Raw genomic sequence first — 21,347 nt, 5'->3', positions numbered from 1 at the left:
GCGAGCGTAGCAAGTCATACCGGCTCGGCATGCTCATTGACACCCAGGTCAAATCCGCTGCCTCGCCGGTTTTCGTCTTGTTTGGGCTTCGCTCGGGGCGAGCCCTCTAGATCGTCAAGTCCCCAAGAGAATCTCGCTCTATTTTCGAGGCCTAGCATCATTGCCGCAGCACGTAGGAGTCCGCCGTGCGACCTTCCCTCGAAGATCTCATTGATAACGCCCTGGCACGTCATGTGTCGGGGCGTGTCGTCTGGGTGGCACTCTCCGGTGGTCTCGACTCTTCTCTGCTGCTGAGTGTGGCGGCACCGCTGGCGCGCCAGCGCGGCGTCGATCTGCGGGCGATTCACGTCAATCACGATCTGCAGGCGGCGGCGGGCGACTTCGAAAGACACTGTCGCGAGCTGTGCGATTCGCTGGCCGTATCGCTGGTCGTTGCTCTGGTCACCGTCAGCCCGGCGGGGCAAGGGATCGAGGCCGCCGCCCGCGACGCGCGTTATCAGGCATTTTCCCATCATCTCTCTGCGGGTGACCGCCTCTGGCTGGCGCAGCATGCCGACGACCAGGCCGAAACGCTCCTGCTGGCGACGCTTCGTGGCAGCGGGGTGCGTGGCCTGGCGGGCATGCCTGCAGTGCGTCAGTGGCGAGGCCTCGCCGTCGAGCGCCCCTGGCTGGGTCTGGCGCGATCCGAGCTGGCACGGGAGGCGGCACGCCGTGGGGTGGCATGGTGCGAAGATCCCACCAACGCCGAGGTAAGGTTCGATCGCAACTATCTGCGTCACCGCGTGCTGGCACCGTTGCGACAACGCTGGCCAGGCGCTGCCGAGGCACTGGCACGAAGCGCCGGTCATCTGCAGGAGACCGATGAGCTGCTGGGACAGCTGGCCGAAATCGACCTGGCGGAGGCGGGGGGCGATCCCGGGCGCCTGCGGCTGTCGACGCTGCGCGGGCTTGCCTCTTCGCGTCGACGCCTGCTGATTCGTCATGCGCTCGAGCGCCTGGGTTTGCCGACGCCACCGGCGCCACGCCTGGTCGAGCTCGAACGTCAGCTGACCACGGCAGCGGCTGACCGTCTGCCGTCGCTTGTCTGGGCCGGGGGCGAAGCCCGGCTATGGCGGAATCATCTCTACTTGCTGGCGCCCCAGCCACCGATCGATCTGTCCTGGCAGACGACCTGGGATGGCGTCTCGCCGCTGGAAACCCCCTGGGGGCACTATCATTGGGTGCTACGGCCGGCTCGAGATGGCGCGACAACGTCGCTGCGGGTCGGCCTGCGCCAGGGCGGCGAACGTCTCTGTCTGGCCGGGCGTGGCAGGCGCGATCTCAAGCGTCTGCTGCAGGAAGCCGAGATCCCGCCGTGGCAGCGAGATCGTCTGGCGTTGGTGTGGTGCGGCGACGAACTGGTGGCGGTGCTTGGCGTTGCGTCAGCGCAAGGGTGGCATCAGGTGCCGTATGACAGCGTCAGACCGGCGCTTTGCTGATAGGCGGCTTCCTGCTCGAGGTCGTTGAGCAGCAGCGCCTGAGGCTTGGCATCGGGCAACCTCAGATGAAGGTCGTCGCCGTCGCAGGCGAGGTGGAAGTCGACGGGGGCCTGTTCCGGGCGAGCGTGATTGAGCATCACGGCCAGCCGCAGTAGTCGAGCCAGGCGCTGGTAGGTGAGCCGTACGGCCTCGGGCAGCGCTTCCAGTTCTTTCTGGGCGAATTTACGCCGATGAGCGCGGACCAGAAACGCCAGCGCCTGCTGCTCGGGGCGCGAGAAACCGGTCAGATCGGAATATTCGAGCAGATAGGCGCCATGACGGTGGAACTGGCTGTGGGAGATCGCCAGACCAATTTCGTGCACCTGGGCCGCCCAGAACAGGAACAGTCGCTGCTCTTCACTGAGCGACCAGCCATCGCGGACCTGATCGAAAGCCGCCATGGCGCTCTGCGCCACGTGATCGGCATGGGCCGTCTCGACACTGTAGCGGCGCATCAATGACTCGATGCTATGCCGCCGGGAATCTTCGGGCGTACTGCGGCCAATCAGATCGAACAGCACGCCTTCACGCAGCGCGCCGTCGGAGTAGCGCATGCGCTTGAGGTCGAAGGCTTCGAAAACCGCACACAGAATCGCGACGCCGGCGGGGAACACCCGCGCGCGATCTTCCTTCAGGCCGTCCATCGCGACCTTGTCCAGATTGCCGAAGCCGATCAGGGTCTTGCGCAGCTTCATCAGTGCGTCGCGCTCGATCAGCGTGGCATCGCCATCGCCTCTGGCCCCGATGACGGCGGCGGCAGCCTTGATCGTGCCGCTGGAGCCGATAGGATCCTGCCAGCCCAGCTGGCAGTAATGCCGTTGGATATTGGCCAGTTCGGACATCGCCGCCATTTCGGCACGTCGAAAGCGCTTCTCGCTGAGTTCGCCGTTGGCGAAAAAAGTGCCGGTATAAGCGACACAGCCCATATGCAGGCTTTCCAGCGCCTGGGGTTCGAAGTCCTCGCCGATGATGAGCTCGGTGGAGCCGCCGCCGATATCGACGATCAGGCGTCGGCCGTGGACCTCGGCCAGCGCGTGCGCCGCGCCCAGGTAAATCAGGCGCGCTTCTTCACGCCCGCCGATGATCTCGATCGGATGTCCGATCAGCGCCTCGGCGCGGTCTATCAACTGGCGGGCGTTGTAGGCCGCCCGTAGCGCGTTGGTGCCGACGATTCGCAAGTTGGCGGCAGGCACACCTTCGAGAAAAGGGGCGAAACGCTCCAGGCAGGCCAGGGCGCGTGCCACGGCTGCGTCGGTGAAATTTTCGTTCTCGTCGAGGCCGGCGGCGAGCTGAACTTTCTCCCCCATCTTGGCGACGACCTGGAGCTGGCCGTCCTGATAGTTGGCGACCAACAGGTGAAAGCTGTTGGAGCCGAGATCAATCGCGGCCAGGCGCCGCGTCTCGTCGTTGGCGGTCGACTTCCCGCTCATGGCGTGGCGTCCTCGAAAACGGTCATGAAATGGGTGGCTGCGGCGTGTCGTCCGATTGTGCAGCGTTCTCGGCGAACGCTGCGACAGCGCTGGATGAGCCAAGATTGCGGGGGGCGCCCGGCCTTGTCAATTGCCCGCGCGGCGGGCATGCTGGCGACAGCAAGATGCCCATCGATAGAGACGCGAGTTCATGCAGCCACAGCGGCGCCATCTGGATAACGAAGCTTTCGAGCGTCAACGCGAGGATCGGACAACCCCGTGGCTCGCCGTTTTCGTCCACGACTGGTGTCAGCCCTGCGAGACCCTGCTGTCGCGCCTTGCCTCCACGCCGCCGGGACCGATTCGTGGTTTGACGGTGGGCGTGGTCGATGTCGATCGGGAGTCGGCGCTGGCCGAACGCTACGGGGTCAAGGGCACGCCGACGCTGGTCCTGTTCGTCGAGGGCGAGCCCCGGTTGACGCGGGTTGGAGCACTGTCGGAGGCGCAGCTGCTGCAAATCGGCGAAGAGAGCACGCGCAATTGATCGAACGCGCTGGAGTTGGCGGCACCTCGTCGCTCTCTGGGGGCTTGCTTTCGGCAGATAGCTTGTCTACCATCTGGACGTTCACCTGTTCCGAATGCTTCTCGACCGCCTCGCGGTCCCCCAAGTCGTCAGTCAATCCCAGTCCCAATCATCGGCCAGTTTCGATCTTTGGACAGTGACAACGCTCCCGGATGACTCTTTCCGTGAGATTGCAGGCGAATCAAATCGCTCTCCCGGCATCCTCGCAAACATGGCAAGTCGGTATCCGGCCTGTTTCGACGTAGCGCCGAGAGGCCATGCGAAATGTATGACCCCTGGGACGACTGAACGCGCCGCGCGGCGTTTGAATCGACCGCCTCTTGTCCTCCTTTTCTATCTCGGCAAAAGTCATTGCCTGCGACACGAGCCATCTTTGACGAACTCATGAATCTAACCGAACTCAAGCAAAAATCCGTTCCTGAACTGCTGGATATCGCCCGTGAAATGGGCATCGATAATCTGGCTCGCTCGCGCAAGCAGGACATCATCTTCGCCATCCTGAAAAAGCACGCCAAGAGCGGCGAAGACATCTATGGCGATGGCGTCCTGGAGATTCTGCAGGACGGTTTCGGTTTCCTGCGTAGCGCGGACTCTTCCTATCTGGCTGGCCCCGACGACATCTATGTCTCGCCGTCGCAGATTCGTCGTTTCAACCTGCGCAAGGGCGACTCGATTTCCGGCAAGATTCGTCCGCCGAAAGAAGGCGAGCGCTACTTCGCGCTGTTGAAAGTCAACGAAATCAACTTCGACAAGCCGGAAAACGCCAAGCACAAGATCCTGTTCGAGAACTTGACGCCGCTGTTCCCGCAGGAACGTCTGCCGATGGAGATCGGCAACGGCTCCACCGAGGACATCACGGCCCGCGTGATCGACCTCACGTCACCGATCGGCAAGGGCCAGCGCGGCCTGATCGTATCGCCGCCCAAGGCCGGTAAGACCTTGATGCTGCAGAACATCGCCGCCTCGATCACGCGCAACAATCCCGAATGTCACATGATCGTGCTGCTGATCGACGAGCGGCCGGAAGAAGTGACGGAAATGTCGCGCACGGTGCGTGGCGAAGTCGTGGCCTCGACCTTCGACGAGCCGCCGGCGCGTCACGTTCAGGTCGCCGAGATGGTCATCGAGAAGGCCAAGCGTCTGGTCGAGCACAAGAAGGACGTGGTCATCCTGCTCGACTCCATCACCCGTCTGGCACGCGCCTACAATACCGTGGTGCCGTCCTCCGGCAAGGTGCTGACCGGTGGTGTCGATGCTCACGCCCTCGAGAAGCCCAAGCGCTTCTTCGGTGCGGCGCGTAACATCGAAGAGGGTGGCAGCCTGACCATCATCGCCACGGCGCTGGTCGATACCGGCTCGAAGATGGACGAAGTGATCTTCGAGGAGTTCAAGGGTACCGGCAACATGGAAGCCCACCTCGACCGCAAGCTGGCCGAGCGCCGTGTCTACCCGGCCTTCAACATTCGTCGTTCCGGTACGCGTCGCGAGGATTTGATCGCCTCCGAGGAAGAATTGCAGCGCATGTGGATCCTGCGCAAGCTGCTCAACCCGATGGACGATGTGGCAGCGACGGAGTTCCTGATCGATCGCCTCAAGGATACCAAGACGAACTTGGAATTCTTCGAAGCCATGAAAAGACGTTGATTCTGGCTGGCTGCACTCGATGACACTGCGTTGGAAAATCGCTCAAGCTGCTCATTTACTCCAGTAAATTCCGCACTTTCGCGATTTTCCGCCTTGTCTCATCTTCGTTCGCTCAGCCAACTCTCAACGCTTCGTGAGATATTCGGGGCAAAGCAGAAAATGGAGGGCAGCATGTTATGCTGCCCTTTTTGCGTTCTTGGATAGTGGATACGGGCAACGTCATGAAATATCACGATTTGCGGGATTTCATCGCGGCGCTGGAGCAGCGTGGTGAGTTGAAGCGTGTCAGTGTCGAGGTGGACCCGTATCTGGAGATCACCGAGATCTGTGATCGCACGCTGCGCGCTGGCGGGCCTGCGCTACTGTTCGAGAACGTCAAGGGCAGCGAGATGCCGGTGCTTGGCAATCTGTTCGGGACGCCCGAACGCGTCGCTTTCGGCATGGGGCAGGAGAGCGTCGAGGCGCTGCAGGAGGTCGGCAAGCTGCTGGCTTTCCTGAAGGAGCCGGACCCGCCCAAGGGGCTCAAGGATGCCTGGGACAAGCTGCCGATCTTCAAGCAGGTCATGAGCATGGGCCCGAAGACGGTGCGCTCCGCGCCATGTCAGCAGGTCGTGTTCGAGGGCGAGGACGTCGATCTCGATCGCCTGCCGATTCAGCACTGCTGGCCGGGCGATGTGGCGCCGCTGGTGACCTGGGCACTGGTGGTCACCAAGGGGCCGCACAAGACGCGCCAGAACCTGGGCATCTATCGTCAGCAGAAACTCTCCAAAAATCGATTGATCATGCGCTGGTTGAGCCACCGCGGTGGCGCGCTGGACTTCCGCGAGTGGAAGCAGGCCCATCCGGGCGAGCCGTTTCCCGTGGCGGTGGCGCTGGGCGCCGATCCGGCAACGATTCTCGGGGCGGTGACGCCGGTACCGGATACGCTTTCCGAATACGCGTTCGCGGGGTTGCTGCGTGGTTCGCGTACCGAGCTGGTCAAGTGCGGTCACGCCGATCTGGAGGTTCCGGCGTCGAGCGAGATCGTGCTGGAAGGCTTCATTTATCCGGATGACATGGCGCCCGAAGGGCCCTACGGCGACCATACCGGTTACTACAACGAAGTCGAATCCTTCCCGGTGTTCACCGTCGAGCGTATCACCCACCGTCGCGATCCGATCTATCATTCGACGTATACCGGGCGGCCGCCGGATGAGCCGGCGGTGCTGGGGCTGGCGCTCAACGAAGTGTTCGTGCCGATCCTTCGCAAACAGTTTCCTGAGATCGTCGATTTCTATCTGCCGCCGGAAGGCTGTTCCTATCGGATGGCGGTCGTGACCATGAAGAAGCAGTATCCCGGTCACGCCAAGCGCGTGATGATGGGCGTGTGGAGTTTCCTGCGCCAGTTCATGTACACCAAGTTCGTGATCGTGCTGGATGACGATGTCGATGCGCGCAACTGGGAAGACGTGATCTGGGCCATTACCACGCGCATGGATCCGGCCCGCGATACGGTCTTGGTCGAGAACACGCCCATCGACTATCTTGATTTTGCCTCGCCGACCGCGGGATTGGGCTCCAAGATGGGGCTGGATGCCACCAACAAGTGGCCGGGCGAAACCACACGGGAGTGGGGCGAGCCCATCGTCATGGACCCGGCAGTCAAGTCGCGTGTCGATGAGCGGTGGGAAAGTTACGGTATCGATATCGCGGCGCCGTCGGCGCGAACGGGAACCTCGAGCAAAGATGGGGCGGCATGACGGCAAGTAGCGAAGCAGACATGAAGGTCAGGACATTGACCTGCCAGGTGGAAACGGTCGAAGACCTGACCCCCGATGTATTTCGAGTCGTGCTCGAGGGGCGGGTCGAGGCGATCAGCCATGCGCCGGGCCAATATCTCGAGCTGGAGTTGCACGAGGGCACCTGGGTGCCTTTCTCGATCGCCTGTGCCGACAAGGGTGATGGCAAGCTGGAGCTGCATATCCAGCACTGGCCGGAACGCACCCACTCGGCGCGGTTGCGCGAGTTGCTGACACACCGCAATCGGCTGTCGGTGCGTCTGCCCAGTGGCGATTGTTTTCTGCCGGCGGGAGGCGAGCAGCCGCTGCTGCTGATCGCGGCCGGTACCGGCTTTGCCCAGCTCAAGGCGATCGTCGAGGCAGCGTTGTCGGAAAACCCCGACCGCGAAATAGCGCTCTGGTGGGCCGTGCGCGAGCGTCGCGATCTTTATGCCGAGTCCCTGGCGCGGCAATGGGCCCAGACGTATTCGAACGTCCATTTCCACGCGGTGGTCGAGGCGTCGGAGGCCGAGCTCGAAACGCTGCCGGGCATTCACTGGCATTCGGGACGTATCGACGAGGCGCTGGCGGCAGCGCTGGAGACACTCGCCGGCCTCGAGATCTACATCGCCGGTTCACCGGGCATGGTCTATGCCTGTGTCGACACGCTGGCGCCAATGGGTCTCGTGGAACACCAGGTGCATTCGGACGTCTTCAGCTACGCGCCCAGGGTGCCCTTTCTGCCGCTGCCCGAGGGTGATCCGGCGCAGGCGCCGTTGAACCCGGGCGAGGCACTCGCCACATCGGAACAGGGCGCAGCATCGAACAAGGGCGCGGCATCGAAGAAGGGTGAAGCATCCAAGAAGAGAGAGCCATGAGCCAGTCTCCGATCCTGATTACCGGTGGCGCTCAACGCTTGGGGCGTCACTGTGCCGAGCGCCTGCTCGACGACGGTCATCCGGTCATCGTCACTTATCGGCGTGAGCGCGACACGCTGACGGCGTTACGGGAGCGGGGCGCGATCACACTGCCGGCTGACTTCTCCAGTGAGGCGGGTATACAGGATTTCATCGCTCGGCTGCGCGAGACTACCTCAAGCCTGCGCGCCATCATTCACAATGCCGGCGAGTGGCTGTCGGATCCCGAGCCGGCGGCGGCGGGGGAGGCTCTGGAGCGGCTGTTTCGGGTCCATATGCAGGCGCCGTATCTGATCAACCTGCACGCCAGAGATCTGCTGGAAGCGTGCAAGGAGCCTCAATGCGACATCGTGCATATCACCGACAGCATCGTTCGGCATGGGGCGGCGCGTGGTGCGGCAGGGCAGGCGGCGTATGCCGCCACCAAGGCGGGGCTCGAGAGTCTGACCCGGTCCTTCGCGGTACAGTTTGCGCCTCGGATTCAGGTCAATGCGATAGCGCCGGGTCTGGTCATGCTCAATGGTGATGAAGATGTCGCCAACGATAGCGCTCAGCGAGTGCCCGGGCCCGGGGTGGTCTATCAGACGCTGCGTTATCTCCTGGACAACGATTTCGTCACCGGTACCACCGTCGCGGTGGATGGCGGCCGTCATCTCGACTGACGACCGCGTCGGGCTGCGTTGAGGTTGCGGAGCCTGTCACCCGGCGGCCGTGGGTTGCCGGGCCGTCTCGCTACAGCGACACAGTGTTGCTGCGGATCTGGATCAGCTTGCCTTCGTCGATCACCGGCCCTGACGGCTTACCGCCCGGCGCGCCGGCGCTGGGCTCCATGCTGACGGCGAAATCGGCGGTTTTCATCAAGCCCAGCATCTTGGCGGGCAGCTGCATGGTCGCTTCGCCTCGGCTCGGCAGCATGCCCAGCGAAACCGGCGTGCCATTCTCCATCATCCACAGCTCGCCACCCTTGCCGGCGGGCATCGGATCCGGCGATACCGCCTGGACCATCATCTTGCCGTCCAAGGTAGCGTTGAGAATCCACGCCGTCTGGCCGCTGGGCTGATTGATCACGAACACGTATTCGCCCGGCATCATGGCCGACTCCTTCGGCGCCAATATCAGTACGGCCAGCGCCAGCGCTGCGGCAGTCGCGACACCGCTGAACGCGCGCCAGAACCCGAGCCGATGCAGTAGGCCGGTCTTGAGTCCCAGACGCGTGGCGATACTGGGCCACAGCTGCGCGGGCGGTTTGACGGGATCCAGCTGCTGGTTGAGCAGTTGCAGGTGCTCGCGCCACGCATCCACGCTGTGCTGTAGCCCCGGGCTGACCGCCAGCAGCGCCTCGAACTCGGCGCGCTGGTCGCGATCCAGCGTACCGAGGACGTATTCTCCGGCCGCCATTTCGCGCTCGTCGGGATCGTTCAAGCCAAACGTGTCATGCATTCCTTCAACCTCTCGAGGCCTCTCCGGACCCAGCTCTTGACGGTTCCCAGCGGTTTGGTCAGATGTGACGCCAGATCGTGATGGGTCAGCCCTTCGAAAAACGCGAGTTCCAGCGCCTGACGCTGCTGCGTGGTCAATTCGGTCAGGCACTGCTGCAGGGTTTCTGCCTGCTGATTGATATCGCTTTCGCTCTCGACGTCGGAATCGCCCGGCAGCGTATCGATGATGGCGTCGCCGTCCGCTTCCTGAGGGCGCTGGCGTCTCAGCCAGTCGATTCCGATATTACGCGTGAGCGTCGATAGCCAGGTCATCGGTCGCGCCCGCGAGGCGTCATACTGCCCCGCCACCTGCCAGACACGCAGATAGACCAGTTGCAGACAGTCCTGGGCGGCGGCTTCCTGACGTACGATACGCAGCAGCTGCGCGTATAGATGCGGACTGGTCGCGCGATAGAGTTTCTCGAAAGCAAGACCATCGCCGCGGGCGCTGGCGTGGAGATTGTCGATCAGCACTTCATGAGGCGGGTAGGCCATGGAGTTCCTTGAAAGGCTTTCTTTTTCTTGTCCACCAGTCTCGCCAACGGGGTCGAACAAGTAAAGCCTGGATGGCGTTGGGATAGCCCGTCGCTTCAAAAGACTTGTCAAAACGCGTCGGAACGTTAGGATAGAGCCACGACTTACTTGAAGACTCTCTGCGAGAGAACGTCATGACCGAACGCCACGACTCACGTTTCATCGACACCGCCCAGGCTTGCGGCGGTGCGATGGCGTTCGCGTTCTTTGGTTATGGCTATTGGTTTAGGACTGGCGTGCCCGCCGGTTGGTCACACTGACCTGAACCTGCGAGGCACGCCCGGAACCGGGCTGCCTCCTCGCAACAAGAACCCCCGGATGGCTGCCCACCCGGGGGTTCTCGCGTTTCGGGTCTGATTCTTGAACTCTATTTTGGAATGAGATCGTTATGGACGCTGCCACATCAGAACTGAAACCGGCCCCATCGACACCGGAGACATCACCCGTCGTCAATTCGCGAGAGTTGCCGACGGCCGCCGAGCTACGCCAGCGCCTACCGCTGAGTGCGGCGCTGGAAGCGCGGATCGGCGCGCAGCGTCGCGCCATACAGGCGATTCTGGACGGTGAAGACGATCGCCTGTTGGTGGTGACCGGGCCCTGCTCGGTGCATGATCCCGTCGCGGCGCTGGAGTACGCCGAACGGCTGGCGGCGCTCAATGCGGTGGTCGGGGACCGGCTGTTGCTGGTGATGCGAGTCTACGTCGAGAAGCCACGCACGACCGTGGGCTGGAAGGGCATGGCCTACGACCCCCACCTCGACGGCAGTGACGACATGGCCGCGGGGCTGGCCATGGCACGACACCTGATGCGCGACATCGCCGAGCTGGGCCTGCCGGTGGCCACCGAGCTACTGCAGCCGATGGCCGGCGCCTATTTCGAGGATCTGCTGAGCTGGGTGGCGATTGGCGCGCGTACCACGGAATCGCAGATTCATCGCGAGCTGGCCAGCGGGCTGGCGGCGGCGGTCGGCTTCAAGAACGGGACCCAGGGCAATGTCGATGTCGCCATTGCCGCGATGCAGTCTGCCGCGCACCCGCATCGCCATTTCGGTGTCACCGCGGCCGGCAGTCCGGCGATGATCGAGACGTCGGGCAACCCCGCCACCCACCTGGTGCTGCGCGGCGGCCACGACGGCCCCAATCACGATGCCGTCAGCGTGGCTGCCAGCCGTCGCGCCATGGAGCAGGCCGGGCTCAAAGCCAATGTGATGGTGGACTGCAGCCACGCCAACTCGCGCAAGGATCATCGACGGCAGACGGAAGTGCTGTTCGATGTGCTGGAACAGCGGCTGGCGGGGGATCGGAGCCTGATCGGCGTGATGCTCGAAAGCCACCTGTTCGAAGGCAAGCAGGCGCTCAATCCATCGACGCTACGCTACGGCGTCTCGATCACCGATGCCTGCCTGGGCTGGGAAGCGACCGACAATCTGCTGACACGAGTGGCGGAGCGACTTCGCCAGGCCTGATCCGGTGGCTCTTGCAGCGTTACGTCATCGACATCATCCCGTCATATCTTCGGCTTAGCCTCGTCACGAGGATCCATCCGTGATGAGTCAGGGGATATGACATGAGTCGGGAAGTCGAAGATCATCGCATTCACAACGAAAGTCATAACACGCCATTCGCAGACATTGTCGAGCGCCACCTTTCGCGCCGTCAGATCCTGCAGGGTGGCCTGGGAGTGGCAGCCGTTTCCATGATGGGGGGATTCGGTCTGGGCGGTAGCCTGCGTGCCTGGGCTCAGGACAAGTCGCCGTTGGGACTAGGATTCGAGTCCGTCCGCGGTTCCCGTACCGATGCCATCGTGGTCCCCGCCGGCTATCGCGCCCAGGTGCTGATTCCATGGGGAACGCCGCTCAATGGCAATGCGACCGAGTGGCAAAAGAGTCTCGCCATGACGCCGCAGCAGCAGGCGAACAGCGTGGGTATGCACCACGATGGCATGCACGCTTTTCCGCTGGATTCGAAGACCGGCTCGCGCCGCTTCCTGCTCGCGCTCAATAACGAATACATCGATCAGGATGCGCTATGGGCACCGCAAGGTGGCCCGACCCGGCCTGACGGCGTTCGACCGGCCAACGAAGTGCGCACCGAGATCAACGCCCATGGGGTCACCATCGTCGAAATCCAGCGCCAGGATGACGGCGGCTGGGCGCACGTGGTCGATTCCCCCTACAACCGCCGAATCACCACCGCCACACCGATACATCTGTCCGGGCCGGTGGCGGGCAGCGATTATGTCAGGACACGCTACTCCGCCGACGGGACTCGAACGCGGGGCACCAACAACAACTGCGCCAACGGCTATACCCCCTGGGGCACCTATCTGACCTGCGAGGAGAACTGGCCGGAAGTGTTCGTCAACACCGGCGAGTGTTTCAGCGACGACGCCCGGCTGGGGCTGCCGACCGACCGCGGCCGCTATGGCTGGGAGACGGCGGCCGGCGACGGCGAGCAGGACGACGAATTTGCGCGATTCGACATCACGCCCGGCTCGGGAGAGGCGACCGAAGACTACCGTAACGAGGCGCGGACCTTTGGCTACGTGGTCGAGATCGATCCCTATACCCAGGCCACGGCGATGAAACGTACGGCTTTGGGTCGTTTTCGCCACGAGGGCTGCTGGCCGGGGCCAGTGCGCGCCGGAGAGCCGCTGACGTTCTACACCGGCCATGACTCGCGCAACGAGTACATCTACAAGTTCGTCAGCGCCGCCAAGTGGGACCCCGCCGATGGGCCCGAGCCGGGCAGCGAGACGGATCGTCTGACGATCGGCAGCAAGTACCTCGACGAGGGCACGCTCTATGCGGCGCGCTTCGACGAGGATGGGCGGGGCGAGTGGCTGGCGCTGACGCCGGAGGCCCTGACACCTTCAGGGCGCACACTGGCCGCGGCATTGGGGCTGGAGGCGGACGACGCTGCCGGGATCATCATTCATACCTGCGCCGCCGCCGACCTGATGGGGGCGACACCGATGGATCGTCCGGAGTGGTCGAGCGTCGATCCCGTGTCCGGCGAGGTCTATTTCACGCTGACCAACAACTCGAAACGCACCGCGGACGGCACCGAGCCCACTTTCACCAACGACGGCGAGGCGCTCGAGGCCTCAGGCGTGGGCTATGCGACGGCGCCGACCAACGCTGCCAACCCGCGGGCCAGCAACGAGAGCGGCCATATCATTCGCTGGCGCGAGCAGCCGGACAACCGCTTTGCCTGGGAGATATTCCTGTTCGGCAGCGATGCTGACGCCCAGACGAATCGGTCCGGCCTGACACAAAGCAATCAGTTCGCGAGCCCCGATGGCCTATGGTACGACGAGCGTGGCGACGGCCAGGGCATCCTGTGGTTCCAGACCGACAACAGCGATAACGCGGTCGCCGAATACACCAACGATCAGCTGCTGGCGGTCGTGCCGGGAGCGCTGGCTATCGGTGATGGATCGGGCTCGGTCCTCGATGCGGGCAACCAGAACCAGCTCAAGCGTTTTGCCGTGGGTCCGAATGGCTGCGAGGTGACCGGCATCTTCGCCACGCCGGACCGCACCGCGTTGTTCATCAACATCCAGCATCCCGGCAACTGGCCGGCAGATGGCGACGCGCTGAGTCAGGATGCGACGAAGATTGCCGACGGCAAGGTCCGCCCGCGCGCGGCGACAGTGGCGATCTGGAAAGAGGATGGCGGCCAGGTCGGGGTCTGAGTCGGGCTGGCCCGCAAGCGACAGCCAAGAGAAGGCCGGAGGCGCTAGCCTCCGGCCTTCTCGTATCGGTTGAATACTACCCGCCAACCACCACTACCGGTCGATGACCGGGGATGCGCTCAGGTCTGGCTGGCGTAGGCGTAAAGCAGCGTCTCCTGCGCGCTGATCGGTTCGGCCTCGCCCGGATCGCGGAGATGGTACTGCCCCTCGGTGTCGAGCTCCCAGCTCTGGCAGTTGTCGAGCAGATAGGTGTCGAGATCCTTGCGTACCTGCTGCGCGACCTTTTTGTCCAGCAGCGGGAAGCAGGTCTCCACGCGATGGAACATGTTGCGTTCCATGGCGTCGGCACTGGAGCACCACACTTCGTGCTTGCCGTCATTATTGAAATAGTAGACGCGGGTATGCTCGAGGAAGCGACCGATGATCGAGCGCACCCGGATATTGTCGGAAATACCCGGTATGCCGGGGCGCAGACAGCACATCCCGCGAATGATCAGATCGCAGGTCACGCCTGCCTGCGAAGCGCGATAGAGCGCACGAATCAGCTTGGGCTCGGTGATCGCGTTGCACTTGATGACGAGTCTGGCCTTCTTGCCGCTCTGGGCCAGCTTGGCCTCACGATCGATCATCTCGACCAACGTCTTGTGCAGTGTGAAGGGGGCGTGCAGCAGCGTATGTATCTTGCGTGGCTTGCCCATGCCGGAGAGCTGCTGAAATACCTTATGGACGTCGTCGCATATCTCGTCGTTGGCAGTCATCAGGCTGTAGTCGGTATACAGCTTGGCGGTCTTGGCGTGGTAGTTGCCGGTGCCGAGATGGACGTAATGGCTGAGCGCGCCTTTCTCGCGGCGCACGATATGCATCATCTTGGCATGGGTCTTGTAGGCCATCACCCCGTAGATGACGATGGCGCCCGCTTCCTGCAGGCGGGAGGCCAGCGCCAGGTTGTCGGCCTCGTCGAAGCGCGCCCGCAGCTCGATGACCACGGTCACTTCCTTGCCGCCACGTGCGGCTTCCACCAGGGCGCCCACGATCGAGGAGTCGGCGCCGGTGCGATAGAGCGTCTGCTTGATCGCCATCACGTCAGGGTCGCGTGCGGCCTGGCGCAGCAGATCCTCTACCGGGCTGAATGACTGAAACGGGTGATGCAGCAGGATATCGCCCTGGCGAATGGCGGTGAATAGATTGACCTCGCCGCGCACCGGCCTGGGCAGGCCGGCCGTGAACGGTCGGTAGCGCAGATCGGGGCGCTGGACATCTCCCAGCACCGCCATCATTCGGGTCAGGTTGACCGGACCATTGACCCGATAGAGATCGTCTTCGCCCAGTTCGAACTGCTTGAGCAGAAAATCGATCAGGCTGTCGGGGCAGTTGTCGGCGACTTCGAGCCGAACCCCGCTACCGTAGCGCCTCGCCAGCAGTTCGCCGCGCAGCGCTGAGGCCAGATCGGAGACCTCCTCGGGATCGACCGACAGATCGGCATTGCGAGTCAGCCGGAACTGATAGCAGCCCTCCACCTCCATGCCGGGGAAGACCTCGTGGGCGTGGGCGTGGATCATCGATGACAGGAACACGTAATCGGTGAAGCCATCTTCACATAACGCCTCCGGCAGGCGGATCAGCCGGGGCAATGAACGCGGTGCCGGCAGGATCGCCATGCCGCCCTCGCGACCGAAGGCATCGGTGCCATCGAGCTCGACGATGAAGTTGAGGCTCTTGTTGACCAGTCGCGGAAACGGATGAGAGGGGTCGAGCCCGATCGGACTGATGACCGGCGCGATCTCCTCCTCGAAATAGTCGGCCACCCACGAGGCCTGCTCGGGAGTCCATTGAGCACGCCGGCGAAACCGGATCTTCTGCTCTTCCAGCGCGGGCACCAGCACATCGTTGAGGATCCGATACTGACGCTCGACCTGTTCGTGGCCGATGCGCGAGACCTCCGCCAGCACCCGTGCGGGCGTCATGCCGTCGGCGCCTGTTTCGTCATGGAACGATGCCAGCTGATGTTTGAGCCCGGCAACCCGGATCTCGAAGAACTCATCGAGATTGGAAGAGACGATCAGCAGGAACATTAAGCGATCGAGCAGCGGATGCGACGGATCCAGGGACTGTTCGAGCACGCGAATGTTGAACTGCAGATGCGACAGTTCGCGGTTGAAGTAGAGCGTAGGGTCGTCGAGATCCGCCTGAGAGGAGGGCGTCGCCTTGGCATGAATGCCCTTGCGCGTACGATTGACGCGCAACGGCGAGGCGTTGATCTCTTCACCGCTGACCGACAGCAGCGTGTCGGCAGAAGCGTTGGGCGTGTCTGGCGTGCCTGAGTCTGTCATCACGAATCTCCGGTACCGGGGCAGACACGCCCGGCACCTCAGGTTTTGAGCAATTGCGCGGCGCGTTTGGCGAAATAGGTCAGGATGCCGTCGGCGCCGGCGCGTTTGAAGCAGGTCAGCGATTCCAGAATCACGCTGTCCGCATCCAGCCAGCCTTTCTCGAAGGCGGCCATGTGCATGGCGTACTCACCGCTGACCTGATAGGCGAAGGTGGGCACCCCGAACGACTCCTTCACCCGTTGGATCACGTCCAGATACGGCATGCCCGGCTTGACCATCACCATGTCGGCGCCTTCCTGAATGTCCAGGGCGGTTTCGTGCAGCGCCTCGTCGGTGTTCGCCGGATCCATCTGGTAGCTGAACTTGTCGGCCTTGCCCAGATTGCCACTGGAACCGATGGCATCGCGAAACGGGCCGTAATATTTCGAGGCGTACTTGGCTGAATAGGCCATGATCTGCGTCTCGTGCAGCCCCTCGCGCTCGAAGGTGTCGCGAATCAGACCGATCCGGCCATCCATCATGTCGGAAGGTGAGATCACGTCCGCGCCGGCCTCGGCGTGGGAGAGCGCCTGCTTGATCAGCGCCTCGATGGTGCGGTCGTTGATCAGGTAGCCGTTCTCGTCGGGTACCCCGTCCTGGCCGTGGGTGGTGTAGGGGTCGAGTGCCACGTCGGTGATGATGCCGAGATCCGGGAAGCGCTCGCGCAGCGCCCGAATCGCACGCTGAATCACGCCATCCGGATTCCAGGCTTCGGCGCCATCGACGGTCTTCTTTTCCGGCGGGATGAACGGGAAAAGGTCGATCGCCGGGATGCCGAGCGCGACCAGCTCTTCGGTCTCGCGCAGTAGTTCGTCGATGGACAGGCGTTCGACGCCGGGCATGGAAGCGACCGGCTCGCGCCGGTTCTCCCCCTCGAGCACGAATACGGGAAGAATCAGATCGTCCGTCGTCAGTGCCGTTTCTCGGGCCAGACGGCGGGAAAAGTCGTTCTTGCGCAGGCGCCTCAGGCGGGTGGCCGGGTACTGACGTGACAGGGAATAACGCATGAATCTCTCCACAAAAGCGGCGAACGCGCCTTTCGACACGCTCGCGGCGCCGACAGCTACGCTATCAGCGACGAATGACAAGACGATGACAGTGGGTTTGAAGCCCCAGTATAGCAACCGCAATGGCGGGTCGTGTGGGGGCGATTGTCGCAGCGGCTGGCATGGAAATGCCGCGCAGAGGCGTCAATCCGCGGGATCGGGATCGTCGTGCCGGCGGCGCTGGACGATGCGCCCGAAGATGATCCCGACTTCGAACAGCAGCCACATGGGCACGGCCAGCAAGCTCTGCGAAATGATGTCCGGCGGGGTGAGCAGCATGCCGATGATGAAGCAGATCAGGATCACGTAGGGCCGTTTCTTGCTCAGGCTCGCGACATCGGTGATCCCGGTCCAGATGACCAGGAAAGTGGCGATGGGAATTTCGAACGCCACGCCGAAGGCGAAGAACATCTTCAACACGAAATTGAGATAGGCGTTGATATCGGTCATCACCGTGACGTCCTGCGGCCCGGTATGCACGAAGAAGCTGAACAGCAGCGGGAACACCACGTAGTAGGCGAATGCCGCTCCGCCGTAGAACAGCAGGATACTCGAGGCGAGTAGCGGAAACGCCAACGCTTTCTCGTGCTTGTAGAGCCCCGGCGCGATGAACGCCCAGGCCTGGTAGAGAATGAACGGAATTGCCGCGAAGACGGCAACCACCATGGTCAACTTGAACGGCGCCAGAAAGGGCGAGGTGACCTCGGTGGCGATCATCTTCGACCCCACCGGCAGCAGAGCCACCAGCGGGTCGGCAACGAAACGGTAGATGTCGTTGGAAAAGGCGTAGAGACCGATGAAGATCACCACGACGATGATCACCGCCTTGAGCAGGCGCGAGCGCAACTCGATCAGATGCTCGATCAAGGGGGCCTGCGACTGCTGTTCTTCTGGCGGTGGTGTGGAGGCGTCGCTCATCGAGAAGCCGAATCCTTGTCCGCGGGAGAAGAGGTGGCGTCGTCGGGCCGGGTTTCCGGCGCCGCTGGGCGATCGTCACGCGAAGACGATGCGGCGGAATCGGGTTCCGTGCCCCGGTCATGACTATCGGGAGTGGCGGACGGCGGCGTCGAAGCGGGCGGCGGCGTCGAAGTGCGGGAATCACCGGGCTTCACGGTATCTCCAAGGCTCGCTTCGAAGCCGCGGCGTGCCTGATTGACGCCTTCGTCGAGCTTCTTCTGCTGCTCGGCCAGCTTCTGGCGCAGCTCCTCGGCTTCGAGCTGGGAGGTGATTTCCCGCTGCATGGTCGAGACGCTGCGCTTGATGCGGCCGACCCACAGGCCGGCCGTGCGTGCAGCCTTGGGAAGGCGCTCGGGTCCGAGTACCAGCAGGCCGACGATGCCGATCAGTAACAGCTCGAAGAAACCGATATCGAACATAGGGGTTACTGGCGCCCGGCCTTGTCGCTGGACGACGATTTGGTCTCGCCGGGGCGATTATCGAAGTTGACGTCGTGAGTCGTTTTCGAGTTCTCGTCCTCGGCATGGTTGATGCTGTGCTGCGTCGTGCTCTCTTTCTTGTCGTCGTCATCGATGGCTTTCTTGAAGCCTTTGACGGCGCCGCCCAGATCGCTGCCGACGTTGCGCAGTTTCTTGGTACCGAAAATCAGGATGATGATCCCGAGAACGATCAACAACTGCCAGATACTGATCCCACCCAGCATGACTTTCTCCTTACCGGTGCGCCGTGGCGCGATGTTGATTCAGGCATCCTGCCGACGCGAGGCTTTTTCGTCCAGTCCCGAAACATTGAACCGTCGCGCCAGCTCCGCGAGCACCTCGCGATGATCGATGTCGAGATGCGACAGCATGACCAGACTATGAAACCACAGATCGGCGACCTCACCGACCAGATCCTGGCGACTCCGAGCATCATCTACCTCGACATCCTTGGCGGCAAGCAGCGTTTCCGTGGCTTCTTCGCCAATCTTTTCCAGAATCTTGTTGAGGCCACGCTGATGCAGCTGAGCGACGTAGGAGCTGTCCGGGTCCGCGCTGCGACGGGCGTCGAGCACCGCCGCCAGTTGCTCGAGAGTATCACTCATCAGATGACATTCCTGCTTTAGGGCAAGTTCAACCGGGCGTAGGGCGCCCGGTGCTCATTCGGCGCCCCGGTGCTCGGCGCTTTCGGACATCGGGTCATGATCATACACTCAGCGCCAGGCCAGCAGCACTATCCCCAGGCCGGCCGCGACCAGTACCGGCCACGGCTGCTGTTCCGCCCACGTCAGCATCGGCTGCCACGCCAGCGCCACGGCCAGCAGAACGGCGCCGAGGCGCAGGCGTCTGGCACGAGGCGCGGCTCGCTGGAAGCGGGCTTCGAGGCCCGTCAGCGCCTCGGTCTGCTGGCGGTTGAGCCGACGCTGCTGGTCGCGATCGGAGAGCGCCTGATAAGCGAGCACCGGCAGCTCCGGAATCTGGTGAGCCAGCTCGGGGGCGTGTTTCTGCAGGGCTTTCCAGAATCCCTTGGGTCCGGCGCGCTCGCGCATCCAGCGTTCGAGATAGGGTCTGGCGGTGCTCCAAAGATCCAGGTCCGGGTAGAGCTGACGACCCAGGCCCTCGATATTGAGCAGCGTCTTCTGCAGCAGGACCAGCTGCGGCTGGACCTCCATGTTGAAGCGGCGAGCCGTCTGGAACAGACCCAGCAGCACCTGGCCGAAAGAGATGTCCTTGAGCGGCCTTTCCAGAATCGGCTCGCAGACGGCGCGAATCGCCGAGGCGAACTCGTTGGCGCGGGTGCCTTCGCCGACCCAGCCAGATTCGATGTGCAGCACCGCGACCTCGTAATAGTCCTGACGGAAGAAGGCCAGCAGGTTCCGCGCCAGATAGTCCTGATCCTCGCGGGTCAGGCTGCCGACGATGCCGCAGTCGATGGCGATGTAGCGGGGCTCGGTGGGGTTTTCCCGCGAGACGAAGATATTGCCGGGGTGCATGTCGGCATGGAAGAAATTGTCGCGGAAGACCTGGGTGAAGAAGATCTCCACGCCGCGCTCGGCCAGCTTCTTGAGATCGGTACCCTGGGCGCGCAGGGCGTCGATATCGGCCACGGGAATGCCGTTGATGCGCTCCTGGACCATCACCTGACGATGGGTCAGCGACCAGTGAATGGCCGGCACGTAGAGCAGCGGCGAACTCAGGAAGTTGCGCTTGAGCTGCGAGGTGTTGGCGGCTTCCTTGTTGAGATCGAGCTCGTCGAACAGGGTCGCCTCGTAGTCCTTGATCACCTCGACCGGACGCAGGCGGCGCGCCTCGGGGATTCTGCGCATCAGACGCGCGAAGGTGTACAGCAGCCCGATGTCTTCACGCATGATGCGGTCGATGCCGGGGCGAATGATCTTGACCACCACCTGCTCGCCGCTATGCAGCTCGGCGGCGTGGACCTGGGCGATCGATGCCGAAGCCATGGGCTCGGTCTCGAACGCGGCGAAGGCCTCTTCGACGGTCTTGCCGAGCTCGACCTCGACCATGGCGCGGGCGGTCTCGCCGGGGAAAGGCGGCACCTGATCCTGAAGCCGCTTGAGTTCGTCGGCGATGTCCGGTGGCAGCAGATCGCGGCGGGTCGACAGCATCTGGCCGAACTTGACGAAGATAGGCCCGAGTGACTCCAGTGCCAGGCGCAATCGCTTGCCACGGGAGTGGTCGCCGATCGGAATCAGACGGACGGGCGCGAAGCGCCATAGCCAGCGGATGACAGGCGGCAGCTTCTCCTGGGGAACCAGACTGTCGAGACGATAGCGCGAAATGGTCCAGGCAATGCGAAATAGCCGCAGGCTCATGAACGAGACTCCTGGCGGCGTTGCAGTCGAGCGATTCGGGCGCCGAGGCGATCGACGTTCTGCTGGAGCTCGGTCAAGTGGTCGCGGGCAACGGCGAGCTGATCGCGCCCGGTCAGCCAGCGCCGCTCCTCGAACAGATAGTCGCGCATGTCCTGGTGCCACTCGCTGGCCATGAAGCGGGTCTGCCGGTCCAGATGATGAATGCCCGCGGCGACACCGTGGGCGGTATGGCTACCCAGCCCCTTGGCCAGCGCGCCTTCCCAGTCGAGATCGAGATCCATGAACAGGGCCTGGATGGTCGGGAGGAGCGCTGTCTGGCCGGTGACCGGCAGCTGCCCGCTGAAAAGCAGGCGCTCGAGCGAGTCGCCCGCCATCAGGCGCGTCATGGCGTGTCGGTTCAGGGTAATCTCGAGATCGTCCGTGTCCTGCCACTGCTGTGCCCGGCTCAAGGTGAGGCCGTCGGCGTGGAATCCTACCCGCAACCCGAGGCGAGCGTCGGCAAGATTCAGCCGCAGGGTCTTACCGGACAGCGCCGCCAGTCGTGCGGGTGCCGCCGGGTCGCGGCGTAACAACGTCGTCAGCGAACGCTCGAGGGCGACCAGGGCAAAGGTATCCAACATATGAC

Annotated in this window: 20 protein-coding genes; 9 read left to right on the top strand and 11 right to left on the bottom strand. The window is 63.1% G+C overall.

Features of this window, described 5'->3' with window-relative positions:
* The first annotated feature begins 185 nt into the window (after nt 1–185).
* Complete coding sequence (gene tilS, locus ACUN9V_RS06420) at nt 186–1,478, top strand: tRNA lysidine(34) synthetase TilS (protein ID WP_445510769.1); 1,293 nt, start codon at nt 186–188, stop codon at nt 1,476–1,478.
* Here the strand turns inward: tilS and ACUN9V_RS06415 are convergent.
* Nucleotides 1,439–2,947, bottom strand: a complete 1,509-nt coding sequence (locus ACUN9V_RS06415) for a Ppx/GppA phosphatase family protein (protein ID WP_445510768.1) — start codon at nt 2,945–2,947, stop codon at nt 1,439–1,441. The genes tilS and ACUN9V_RS06415 overlap by 40 nt on opposite strands.
* A 190-nt stretch (nt 2,948–3,137) precedes the next feature.
* Between ACUN9V_RS06415 and ACUN9V_RS06410 the strand changes: the two genes are divergently transcribed.
* From ACUN9V_RS06410 to folM, 5 genes are all read left to right on the top strand, one after another.
* Complete coding sequence (locus ACUN9V_RS06410; protein WP_439285814.1) at nt 3,138–3,470, top strand: thioredoxin family protein; 333 nt, start codon at nt 3,138–3,140, stop codon at nt 3,468–3,470.
* 423 nt (nt 3,471–3,893) lie between these two features.
* Entirely contained in the window at nt 3,894–5,153 is a 1,260-nt protein-coding gene (rho, locus tag ACUN9V_RS06405) for a transcription termination factor Rho (RefSeq protein WP_110656983.1), read from the top strand.
* Between the two features lie 221 nt (nt 5,154–5,374).
* Complete coding sequence (gene ubiD / locus ACUN9V_RS06400) at nt 5,375–6,892, top strand: 4-hydroxy-3-polyprenylbenzoate decarboxylase (RefSeq protein ID WP_445510767.1); 1,518 nt, start codon at nt 5,375–5,377, stop codon at nt 6,890–6,892.
* Nucleotides 6,889–7,788: an FAD-binding oxidoreductase gene (locus tag ACUN9V_RS06395; RefSeq protein ID WP_445510766.1), complete on the top strand. Its 900-nt coding sequence runs from the start codon at nt 6,889–6,891 to the stop codon at nt 7,786–7,788. The genes ubiD and ACUN9V_RS06395 overlap by 4 nt, the downstream gene beginning before the upstream one ends.
* Nucleotides 7,785–8,489, top strand: a complete 705-nt coding sequence (folM, locus tag ACUN9V_RS06390) for a dihydromonapterin reductase (protein ID WP_445510765.1) — start codon at nt 7,785–7,787, stop codon at nt 8,487–8,489. Before ACUN9V_RS06395 ends, folM begins: the two co-directional genes overlap by 4 nt.
* A gap of 70 nt (nt 8,490–8,559) precedes the next feature.
* On the opposite strand, the gene ACUN9V_RS06385 is transcribed toward folM, so the two are convergent.
* Nucleotides 8,560–9,267: an anti-sigma factor gene (locus ACUN9V_RS06385; RefSeq protein WP_445510764.1), complete on the bottom strand. Its 708-nt coding sequence runs from the start codon at nt 9,265–9,267 to the stop codon at nt 8,560–8,562.
* Nucleotides 9,246–9,800 carry a sigma-70 family RNA polymerase sigma factor gene (locus ACUN9V_RS06380; RefSeq protein WP_075561101.1) on the bottom strand — a complete coding sequence of 185 codons (555 nt, stop codon included), beginning with the start codon at nt 9,798–9,800 and terminating at the stop codon, nt 9,246–9,248. The genes ACUN9V_RS06385 and ACUN9V_RS06380 overlap by 22 nt, the downstream gene beginning before the upstream one ends.
* A 173-nt stretch (nt 9,801–9,973) precedes the next feature.
* Here ACUN9V_RS06380 and ACUN9V_RS06375 point away from each other — a divergent pair, with 173 nt between their 5' ends.
* From ACUN9V_RS06375 to ACUN9V_RS06365, 3 genes are all read left to right on the top strand, one after another.
* Nucleotides 9,974–10,099: a hypothetical protein gene (locus ACUN9V_RS06375; RefSeq protein WP_445510763.1), complete on the top strand. Its 126-nt coding sequence runs from the start codon at nt 9,974–9,976 to the stop codon at nt 10,097–10,099.
* A 128-nt stretch (nt 10,100–10,227) separates the two neighbouring features.
* The gene (locus ACUN9V_RS06370) at nt 10,228–11,304 is read left to right on the top strand and encodes a 3-deoxy-7-phosphoheptulonate synthase (protein WP_445510762.1); all 1,077 of its coding nucleotides are present in this window, start codon (nt 10,228–10,230) and stop codon (nt 11,302–11,304) included.
* 101 nt (nt 11,305–11,405) lie between these two features.
* Nucleotides 11,406–13,535 (top strand): PhoX family protein, encoded by a 2,130-nt coding sequence (locus ACUN9V_RS06365; protein WP_445510761.1) that lies wholly within the window; start codon nt 11,406–11,408, stop codon nt 13,533–13,535.
* A gap of 119 nt (nt 13,536–13,654) precedes the next feature.
* On the opposite strand, the gene ppk1 is transcribed toward ACUN9V_RS06365, so the two are convergent.
* The 8 genes from ppk1 to ACUN9V_RS06325 all read right to left on the bottom strand — a co-directional run bounded on the left by ppk1 (nt 13,655) and on the right by ACUN9V_RS06325 (nt 21,342).
* Complete coding sequence (gene ppk1 / locus ACUN9V_RS06360; protein WP_439304230.1) at nt 13,655–15,865, bottom strand: polyphosphate kinase 1; 2,211 nt, start codon at nt 15,863–15,865, stop codon at nt 13,655–13,657.
* A 38-nt stretch (nt 15,866–15,903) separates the two neighbouring features.
* Nucleotides 15,904–16,911 carry a porphobilinogen synthase gene (gene hemB, locus ACUN9V_RS06355; protein WP_075561105.1) on the bottom strand — a complete coding sequence of 336 codons (1,008 nt, stop codon included), beginning with the start codon at nt 16,909–16,911 and terminating at the stop codon, nt 15,904–15,906.
* 183 nt (nt 16,912–17,094) lie between these two features.
* Complete coding sequence (gene tatC, locus ACUN9V_RS06350; protein ID WP_445510760.1) at nt 17,095–17,868, bottom strand: twin-arginine translocase subunit TatC; 774 nt, start codon at nt 17,866–17,868, stop codon at nt 17,095–17,097.
* A complete protein-coding gene (gene tatB, locus ACUN9V_RS06345) occupies nt 17,865–18,326 on the bottom strand; it encodes a Sec-independent protein translocase protein TatB (protein ID WP_445510759.1) in 462 nt (153 codons plus the stop codon). Before tatB ends, tatC begins: the two co-directional genes overlap by 4 nt.
* A 5-nt stretch (nt 18,327–18,331) precedes the next feature.
* On the bottom strand, nt 18,332–18,610 hold the full coding sequence (gene tatA / locus ACUN9V_RS06340; RefSeq protein WP_075561108.1) for a Sec-independent protein translocase subunit TatA: 279 nt from the start codon (nt 18,608–18,610) through the stop codon (nt 18,332–18,334).
* 39 nt (nt 18,611–18,649) lie between these two features.
* A complete protein-coding gene (locus ACUN9V_RS06335; RefSeq protein ID WP_075561109.1) occupies nt 18,650–18,991 on the bottom strand; it encodes a phosphoribosyl-ATP diphosphatase in 342 nt (113 codons plus the stop codon).
* 108 nt (nt 18,992–19,099) lie between these two features.
* The gene (ubiB, locus tag ACUN9V_RS06330; RefSeq protein WP_445510758.1) at nt 19,100–20,722 is read right to left on the bottom strand and encodes a ubiquinone biosynthesis regulatory protein kinase UbiB; all 1,623 of its coding nucleotides are present in this window, start codon (nt 20,720–20,722) and stop codon (nt 19,100–19,102) included.
* Nucleotides 20,719–21,342, bottom strand: coding sequence for a ubiquinone biosynthesis accessory factor UbiJ (locus ACUN9V_RS06325; protein WP_075561111.1), 624 nt, complete (start codon nt 21,340–21,342; stop codon nt 20,719–20,721). Before ACUN9V_RS06325 ends, ubiB begins: the two co-directional genes overlap by 4 nt.
* Nucleotides 21,343–21,347 lie beyond the last annotated feature (5 nt).

The sequence above is a fragment of the Salinicola sp. V024 genome, assembly GCF_052645315.1.
The sequence above is the reverse complement of the archived record's forward strand: the minus strand, read 5'-3'. Positions and strand labels throughout refer to the sequence as shown.